Here is an 8,401-nt window from a genome sequence, read left to right on the forward strand (position 1 = left end):
CTGACTTCTTCTGCACTTAATCTACTATCTTGCCCATTTTCCGTTTTGAAAAATTTCCTCTTGCCAAGTTCTTCCGGTTGTGCTATGATTCACACTTGTGTGAAAAGTATGATTTCAAGGAGGTAGCTCCATGCCTGGAGGCAAACACATGCTGGGCATGTCCAAAAACCGGGTCTTTGGCACTGCCAAAGTGGGCGACCGGGGACAGATCGTCATCCCGCAGGAGGCCCGCCGGTTCTTTGGCATCTCTCCCGGAGACACCCTGCTGATTTTGGGCAATGAGGTCAGCGGCCTGGTGGTGACAAAGCCCCAGGTCCTCAGCGACCTGGCAGATGAAATTTTGGGAACAACGGAGGAAGACCATGGAAATTGTGACCATGTATGAACAGCTCGGCGTCAGCCGGGCGGTCTATGAATACGGCGAGGCGGTGCTCCGGGACTTGCGGCCCCGGTTCGACGTCATTGATCAGACGGCAGAGTACAACCAAGGCAAGGTCCTGGCCGCCATGCAGAAAAACCGGGTAAACGCCACCCACTTTGCCGCCACCACCGGCTACGGCTACAACGATGACGGCCGGGACAACCTGGAGCGAGTGTACGCCGATGTGTTCCACACGGAGGCGGCTCTGGTCCGTCCCCAGATCACCTGCGGCACCCATGCCCTGGCAGTGGCCCTCTCCGCCAACCTGCTGCCGGGGGACGAGTTGCTGTCCCCGGTGGGAGCCCCCTATGACACCCTGGAGGAGGTCATCGGCATCCGGGAGAGCAAATGCTCCCTGAAGGAGTATGGCGTCACCTATGCCCAGGCGGACCTGAAGCCCGACGGAACCTTCGACTACGACGCCATCCGGGAGAAGATCAACGGCCGCACCAAGCTCATCACCATCCAGCGGTCTAAGGGGTACGCCACCCGCCCCTCCTTCTCGGTCCGGCAGATCGGGGAACTGATCGCCTTCTGCAAGGGGATCAAGCCGGACGTGAAAATCATGGTGGACAACTGCTACGGCGAGTTCGTGGAGACCATCGAGCCCTCGGACCTGGGGGCCGACATGGTGGTAGGCAGCCTCATCAAGAACCCCGGCGGAGGACTTGCCCCCATCGGCGGCTACATCTGCGGCACCAAGGAGTGCGTGGACCGGTGTGCCTACCGGCTCTCCGCCCCGGGACTGGGCCAAGAGGTGGGTGCCAACCTGGGTCTGATGCCCGCCCTCTACCAGGGGCTGTTCCTGTCCCCCACGGTGGTGTCCGGCGCTTTGAAGGGCGCTGTCTTTGCCGCCAACATCTATGAGGAACTGGGCTTCGCCTGCGTCCCCAACGCCACGGAGAGCCGCCATGACATCATCCAGGCGGTGACCCTGGGCAGTGCCGAGGCCATGGTGGCCTTCTGCAAGGGGATCCAGGCCGCCGCCCCGGTAGACAGCTACGTGACCCCGGAGCCCTGGGCCATGCCGGGCTATGACTCCGACGTCATCATGGCCGCCGGCGCTTTTGTCCAGGGCAGTTCCATCGAGCTCTCCGCCGACGGGCCCATCCGCCCCCCTTACGCCGTCTACTTCCAGGGCGGCCTCACCTGGTACCACGCCAAGTTGGGAATCCTCATGTCCCTCCAGAAGCTGGTGGAGGCGGGTCTGGTAACTCTGCCGGAAAGTAAATAACGCTTTGAATACAGTGATTTAGGAGAAAAACGTAATATGTGGTTTTGGCTCTCTCTGATCGCGCTGCTCTGCTGGAGCGGCTCCGACCTCTTTTCCAAAATCGGCTGCCGCGATGCCCGGGACAAGTACAGCCACCTGAAAATGGTGATGGCCGTGGGCGTTGTCATGGGCCTTCACGCGGCCTACGAGGTCTTTGTGGGCGGTACGGTCATCAATCTGGACATCATCCTGACATACCTGCCCGTCTCGATCCTGTACATTCTCTCTATGGCCATGGGCTATGTGGGTCTGCGGTACATTGAGCTGTCCATTTCCTCCCCTATCTGCAACTCCTCCGGCGCCCTGGTAGCTGTGCTGGCTATCCTCTTTGACGGCATCGCCGGATACTCCCCCCTGGCCCTGTTCGCCATGGCGCTGGTGTGTGTGGGCGCCGTGGGCCTGGGTGTGGTGGAGGCCCGGGAGGATGACGAACTGCGCATCGAGCGGCAGAAGGCAAGCAACTACAAGTACACCAAGAGCTTCATGGCCCTGGCCATGCCTGCGGCTTACTGCGTGCTGGACGCTGCCGGCACCTTTGCCGACAGCCGGGTGCTGGAGATCATCAGCCGCACCGTGGAGGACTACGAGGCCAGCGCCAACGTGGCCTATGAGCTGACGTTCCTGCTGGCCGCCGTGGTGTGCTTTGTCTATGTGGTGCTCATCAAGCGGGACCGGCTGGTGCCGAAGATGGAGGCCCCCAAGTATCTGGGCGCCGTCTGCGAGACCGCCGGACAGTTCGCCTACATCTACGCCATCGCGGACACGGAGCATCTGGCCATGTCCGCGCCCATCATCGCCTCCTACTGCGCGGCCTCCGTGCTGTGGAGCCGGATCTTCCTGAAGGAGAAGCTCTCCTGGAAGCACTACGCCATGATCGCGCTGATCGTGGCGGGCATTGCCATCATGGGCGTGTTCGATCTGTAATGAAAAAGTCCCCCCTGTGCCGGAACACAGAGGGGACTTTTTTCATGTTTCAGGCCCTGCCGTTCTCCTGGATCCGCCGGTCCAGCCGGGCCATGAAGTAGGCCAGCAAAAAGCCGCCGATGCAGCAGACCGCCGACAGCACAATCTCCCACGCGCCCACATAACTGGTGGGGATGATAACCAATGTGGAGGCCAGCACGATGCCGAAGATCCCGTGGAAAGCGATGGAGTAGTGCTTCCGGAAGAACCAGCTCACCAGCCTTGCCAGCAGCAGGATCGTCAGCACCATCCCCGGCAGGCAGGCGGAGAGCACCAGGAAGTCCAGCCGGGCCAGCCCTTCCAGCATGGGCTGGTACAGCCCCAGGGCCATCATTACCGAGGAGGAGGTCAGCCCTGGAATCACCAGACTCATGCCCCAAAGGGCGCCGCAGAAGTTGTACCACCAGAAATTGGGTTCCACGGTGACGCAAATCACTTTTCCTACGTAAAACAGGCTGAAGAAGATGGCGCCGGCGCACACCGCCATGCTGACCCAAGAGCCGATGCTGCGTCCCTCCTTCCCCGCCTCCCGGAAGAGAGATGGGACCGTGCCCACGATCAGGCCGATGAACAGCCAGGTAGTGACGGTGCTGGACACGTCGATGGCCGCGGCGATGCCCTTGGCAAAGCCCAGAAAGCCGATGGCGCACCCCAGCCCGATGGGCAGAAACCACCGCCAGTATTTGGGGATGGCCTCCCGGGGATGGGTCAGCACCTCCATAAAGGGACGGTAGATGTCGAACACCACCGCCAGCACCCCGCCGGAAACCCCCGGCAGGATGGCGCCGGCCCCGATCAGGACGCCGCACAGCAGGTCCCGCAGCCAGCGTATGCCAAAATTCCGATCCCGCTTCCGCCTCAACGCCGTTCCTCCATCCTCCTGGGTCTTGTGGATTTTATGATAGCAGTTTTGCCCAGCAGTTGCAATCCGATACTGCCTCTTCTCTTGAAAAAATTCCCGGTTTCGACAGCGCCCGACGCCGCTTTGTGGAAACTCACAGAACCACATGTCTTTTGCCTGGATTTCTATGCAGGTTTCCCTGTTGACTTTTCCGGTGTTATCAGATAAACTATGAGACAGTTATTGAATAACCTGATAGCAAAAAGACGATGAAGAGAAGAGTACCCAGGCAGATACAGCGCAGAGAGCCTCGTGTGGTGAGAAGAGGTCTGGAAGGGCTTGGAGAACATGGTCTCGGAGTTGCGTGGCCGACCGCCGTCCCGGCATAGGTCACGACGTGGGCGCACGTCACAGCGCAGGAGTGTGTTTGCACTCCCCAAGGCCGCTTTCATGAGGAAGCGTGCGAATCAAGGTGGTACCACGGCGAATTCCGTCGTCCTTGAGACTTTTGTCTCAAGGACTTTTTTATTGCCAGAATTCACCGGAAAGGAGCGTTATCCCGTGTCTATCATTCAAATTCAGCACCTGTACAAGACCTTTGGAACGGGTGAAAACGCCGTCCATGCCCTGGAGGACATCAGTCTGGACATCCAGAAGGGGGAGATCTTCGGAATTATCGGTCTCTCCGGCGCCGGCAAGAGCACCCTGGTGCGGTGCATGAACCTGCTGGAGCGTCCCACCTCCGGCACCGTGATCGTGGACGGGAAGGATATGACGGCCCTTAGCGAAAAAGAGCTGCGGCTGGCCCGTCGGAACGTCACTATGATCTTCCAAAGCTTCAACCTGCTAATGCAGCGGACGGTGCTGAAAAACGTCTGCTTCCCCATGGAGCTCAGCGGTACCCCCGCTGCCCAGGCCAGAAAGCGGGCCCTGGAGCTGCTGGACCTGGTGGGCCTGCGGGAGAAAGCGGACGCCTATCCCTCCCAGCTCTCCGGCGGACAGAAGCAGCGGGTGGCCATCGCCAGGGCCCTGGCCACGGACCCCAAGGTCCTGCTGTGTGACGAAGCCACCTCCGCCTTAGATCCCACCACCACCGCCTCCATCCTAGCCTTGCTGAAGGACCTGAACGAGAAGCTTGGGGTCACCGTGGTAGTCATCACCCACCAGATGAGCGTCATCGAGGAGATCTGCTCCCGGGTGGCGATCCTGGACGGCGGCGTGGTGGCTGAACAGGGCAAGGTGGAGGACATCTTCTCCAATCCCCATACGGATGCGGCCCGGCGGCTGGTGTACCCCGGTGGCGTCAGCCTGGAACAGTATCCGGCAGGTACTCACGCCGTCCGCGTGGCCTTCAACGGCGGTACGGCGTACCAGCCCCTGATCGCGTCTCTCGCCATCGACCTGGGGGTGAAGGTCAATATTCTGGGTGCCGACACCCGCAACATCGAGGGCAGGGCCTTCGGCACCATGCTGCTTGGGCTGCCGGACGACCCCAATGAGGCCGCCAAAGCCCTCAGCTATATCCGGGCGCAGCCCAATGTCTCTGCGGAGGAGGTGGAATACCATGTTTGAGTCTATTGCGGCCTTCTGGGCCGAATACGGTAATGTGCTGACAGATGGTGTCTGGGATACCCTGGTAATGGTGGTGATCTCCACCGCATTCGCCTATCTGATCGGCCTCCCTCTGGGGGTGGCCCTGATCCTGACCCAGCCCCACGGCATCCGGCCCCACCGGGGCGTCTACCGGGTGCTGGACTGGATCGTCAACATCGGCCGGTCCGTCCCCTTCATCATTCTGATGGTGGCCATTATGCCCTTCACCCGGATGGTGGTGGGCACCACCATCGGCGTCAAAGGCGCCATCGTACCTCTGGTGGTGTCCGCCGCCCCCTTCATCGCCCGGATGGTGGAGACCTCCCTGAACGAGGTAGACGCCGGTGTGGTCGAGGCCGCCCAGTCCATGGGCGCCTCCACCCTCCAGATCGTCTGGAAGGTGTACCTGCCGGAGGCGAAGCCCTCTTTGATCCTGGGGGGTGCCATCTCCCTGGTGACGATTCTGGCCTATACCGCCATCGCCGGCACCGTGGGCGCCGGCGGCCTGGGCGACATCGCCGTCCGGTACGGCCATCAGCGGGGCATCACCTCCGTTATGTGGGTGACGGTGGTGTTCCTGATTATCCTGGTGCAGGTGGTCCAGCTGATTTTCAACTGGCTGTCCCGGCGCATCGATAAGCGGCTGGACCAGCCGTCCGGCGCCAAAAAATCCGGCCCCCTCGATCTCCTGGCCCGCTTTGCCCATACCAAGTGACCCCCGGCGTTTTCATCGTTTGTCTCTTGAAAATCCGGCAAGCGTTTGAAATACATCATAAACGATATTTTATTGGAGGAACGAAACATGAAAAAGAAACTGCTGGCCCTGCTGCTGGGCCTGACCCTGTGCCTGTCCCTGGCCGCCTGCGGCGGCTCCGCCGATGACAGCGGCGCCGCTGATGACGGTGCCGCCACCGAGGCGGGCAGCGATGCCGCTGAGACCGTCACCCTGACGGTGGCCGCCTCTCCCACCCCCCACGCCGAGATTCTGAACCAGTGCGTGCCCATCCTGGCGGAGCAGGGCATCGAGCTGGTGGTCAACGAGTACAGCGACTACGTGGTGCCCAACACCGCCGTGGAGGACGGCGACGAGGACGCCAACTACTTCCAGCACCTGCCCTATCTGGAGGAGTTCAACGAGACCCGCGGCACCCATCTGGTGAGCGTGGCCGGCGTCCACATCGAGCCCATGGGCATCTATGCGGGCCGGGTCTCCTCCCTGGAGGATCTGCCCGACGGCGCCGTCATTGCCGTTCCCAACGATGCCACCAATGAGGGCCGCGCCCTCCTGCTGCTGGAGGCCCAAGGCCTGATTACCCTGGACGACAGCTCCAACCTGACCGCCACTCCCAACAACATTGTGGACAATCCCAAGAATCTGGAGTTCCAGGAGCTGGAGGCCGCCACCATCCCCAGCGTGCTTGCGGACGTGGATCTGGCCGTCATCAACTCCAACTACGCCCTGGGCGCCGGCCTGAACCCCACCACAGACGCTCTGGCCATCGAGTCCAGCGACTCCCCCTATGTCAACGTACTGGTGGTGAAGGAGGGCAATGAGAACAACGAGGCTATTCAGGCCCTGGTGGATGCTCTCCACTCCGACACCATCCGGGACTACATCACCGAGACCTTCGACGGCGCCGTGGTACCTGCCTTCTAAGATCATTTCCTTTCAATTCAGCTGTGCCGGAGAGGCTTTGTCTCTCCGGCACAGCTTTTTGAGAATTTCCAATGTTAAAATCGTGTAAAATTTTTCGCGGAAACCAGTAGCATTTCCAGACGCTCCGTGCTAGAATATGGCTTGCGTCATACAGCGCAAATTCTGGGACATATACGAGGTTTTCTGACATGGCAGGCAAGCAGCAGACTCATTATGAGATCGATATGTGCAACGGCCCTATTCTCTCCAAGATGCTGCGGTTCTCCATCCCGCTAATGTGCTCCAGCGTACTGCAGCTACTGTTCAACGCGGCGGATATCGTGGTGGTGGGCCGCTGGGCCGGGGACAACTCCCTGGCGGCAGTGGGGTCCAACACCGCGCTGATCGGCCTGCTGACCAACCTGTTTGTGGGCCTGGCCGTGGGTGCCAATACCCTGGCGGCCAAATACTACGGCGCCCGAGATAGAGACGCGCTCCACCGGGTAGTCCACACCTCCATCCTGCTGAGCATCATCAGCGGCCTGGTGTTGACAGTGGTGGGCGTCTTCGGTGCCCGGACCATCCTGATCTGGATGCAGACCCCGGAGAACGTGTTGGATCTGGCCACGCTGTATCTGCGGATCTACTTCCTGGGCATGACGGCCACCATGGTCTACAACTTCGGCGCCGCCCTGCTGCGGGCGGAGGGCGATACCCAGCGGCCGCTGTACTTCCTCTCCCTGGCGGGAGTCGTCAACATCGTGCTGAATCTCTTCTTCGTCATCGTCTGCAAGCTGGACGTGGCAGGTGTGGCCATCGCCACCGTGATCTCCCAGTGCATCTCCGCCTCCCTGGTGCTCCGCTGCATGGTGAAGGATACCGGCCCGCTGCACCTGGATCTCAAGAAGATGCGGCTCCACCCCCAGGCCATGCGGCAGATCCTCCGCATCGGCCTGCCCGCCGGATTCCAGGGGATTCTCTTCTCCCTGTCCAACGTGGTGATCCAGTCCTCCGTCAATACCTTCGGTGAGGTCATCATGGCTGGCAACTCCGCTGCGGCCAACATTGAGCAGTTCGTATACGTGTCTATGAACGCCATGTATCAGGCCACCATTTCCTTCACCAGCCAGAACTACGGCGCCGGTAACTACCACCGCATCCGCAAGATCATGATCCGCGCCCAGGGCTGCGTGCTGGTGGTGGGGCTGGTGCTGGGCAACGCCGCCACGCTGGCAGGTCGGGTACTGCTGTCCATCTACACCACCAGTCCCCCGGTCATTGAGGCCGGATTGGTGCGGATGGGCATCGTCTGCACCACCTATGCCCTCTGCGGCATGATGGACGTGATGGTGGGCGGCCTGCGCGGCATCGGCTACTCCATCATGCCCATGCTGGTGTCCCTGGTGGGCGCCTGCGGCCTGCGGCTGCTGTGGATCGCCACCATTTTTCAGCTGCCCCAGTTCCACACCATCCAGACGATCTACTGGTCCTATCCCATCAGCTGGGCTATTACCTTCGGCGTCCACGTGATCTGTTTCCTGTGGGCCATGAAAAAGGTCAAGCGCCAGCTGCTGCCGGAGGGCGCGCCCGCGCCGGTGGAAGTGCCCCTCACTTTGGAAGAGGAGACCGTTTCGGAATAAGAAAAAAGCGGCGGGAATCCATCGGATTCCCGCC

General features: G+C 60.9%; 8 protein-coding genes and 1 other annotated feature. Of the genes, 7 read left to right on the forward strand and 1 reads right to left on the reverse strand.

All coding sequences use genetic code 11. The features are described 5' to 3' along the window. Nucleotides 1-130: 130 nt before the first annotated feature. Genes HMPREF1546_RS15995 through HMPREF1546_RS16005 form a run of 3 tightly spaced genes read left to right on the forward strand, consistent with a single transcriptional unit; the run spans nucleotide 131 to nucleotide 2,618 of the window. The gene (locus HMPREF1546_RS15995) at nucleotides 131-385 is read left to right on the forward strand and encodes an AbrB/MazE/SpoVT family DNA-binding domain-containing protein (RefSeq protein ID WP_249390717.1); all 255 of its coding nucleotides are present in this window, start codon (nucleotides 131-133) and stop codon (nucleotides 383-385) included. Beyond that, on the forward strand, nucleotides 363-1,655 hold the full coding sequence (locus HMPREF1546_RS16000) for a methionine gamma-lyase family protein (RefSeq protein WP_036629891.1): 1,293 nt from the start codon (nucleotides 363-365) through the stop codon (nucleotides 1,653-1,655). Before HMPREF1546_RS15995 ends, HMPREF1546_RS16000 begins: the two co-directional genes overlap by 23 nt. Before the next feature lie 36 nt (nucleotides 1,656-1,691). Beyond that, on the forward strand, nucleotides 1,692-2,618 hold the full coding sequence (locus HMPREF1546_RS16005; protein WP_021748566.1) for an EamA family transporter: 927 nt from the start codon (nucleotides 1,692-1,694) through the stop codon (nucleotides 2,616-2,618). 49 nt (nucleotides 2,619-2,667) lie between these two features. Here HMPREF1546_RS16005 and HMPREF1546_RS16010 read toward each other — a convergent pair whose 3' ends face one another. Then, nucleotides 2,668-3,519, reverse strand: a complete 852-nt coding sequence (locus HMPREF1546_RS16010; RefSeq protein WP_036629893.1) for a DUF368 domain-containing protein — start codon at nucleotides 3,517-3,519, stop codon at nucleotides 2,668-2,670. 239 nt (nucleotides 3,520-3,758) lie between these two features. After that, nucleotides 3,759-4,002: a binding site (T-box leader), on the forward strand. Nucleotides 4,003-4,065: 63 nt separating this feature from the next. Here HMPREF1546_RS16010 and HMPREF1546_RS16015 point away from each other — a divergent pair. The 4 genes from HMPREF1546_RS16015 (at nucleotide 4,066) to HMPREF1546_RS16030 (ending at nucleotide 8,367) form a co-directional block, all read left to right on the forward strand. Next, entirely contained in the window at nucleotides 4,066-5,070 is a 1,005-nt protein-coding gene (locus HMPREF1546_RS16015; RefSeq protein WP_036629898.1) for a methionine ABC transporter ATP-binding protein, read from the forward strand. Continuing rightward, nucleotides 5,063-5,806 carry a methionine ABC transporter permease gene (locus tag HMPREF1546_RS16020; RefSeq protein ID WP_021748569.1) on the forward strand — a complete coding sequence of 248 codons (744 nt, stop codon included), beginning with the start codon at nucleotides 5,063-5,065 and terminating at the stop codon, nucleotides 5,804-5,806. Before HMPREF1546_RS16015 ends, HMPREF1546_RS16020 begins: the two co-directional genes overlap by 8 nt. Nucleotides 5,807-5,893: 87 nt before the next feature. Further along, nucleotides 5,894-6,748 carry a MetQ/NlpA family ABC transporter substrate-binding protein gene (locus tag HMPREF1546_RS16025; RefSeq protein WP_025544176.1) on the forward strand — a complete coding sequence of 285 codons (855 nt, stop codon included), beginning with the start codon at nucleotides 5,894-5,896 and terminating at the stop codon, nucleotides 6,746-6,748. Nucleotides 6,749-6,936: 188 nt separating this feature from the next. After that, nucleotides 6,937-8,367 carry an MATE family efflux transporter gene (locus tag HMPREF1546_RS16030; protein ID WP_021748571.1) on the forward strand — a complete coding sequence of 477 codons (1,431 nt, stop codon included), beginning with the start codon at nucleotides 6,937-6,939 and terminating at the stop codon, nucleotides 8,365-8,367. The last annotated feature ends 34 nt before the right edge of the window (nucleotides 8,368-8,401 follow it).

This window comes from Oscillibacter sp. KLE 1745, assembly GCF_000469445.2.
GTDB lineage: Bacteria > Bacillota > Clostridia > Oscillospirales > Oscillospiraceae > Oscillibacter > Oscillibacter welbionis.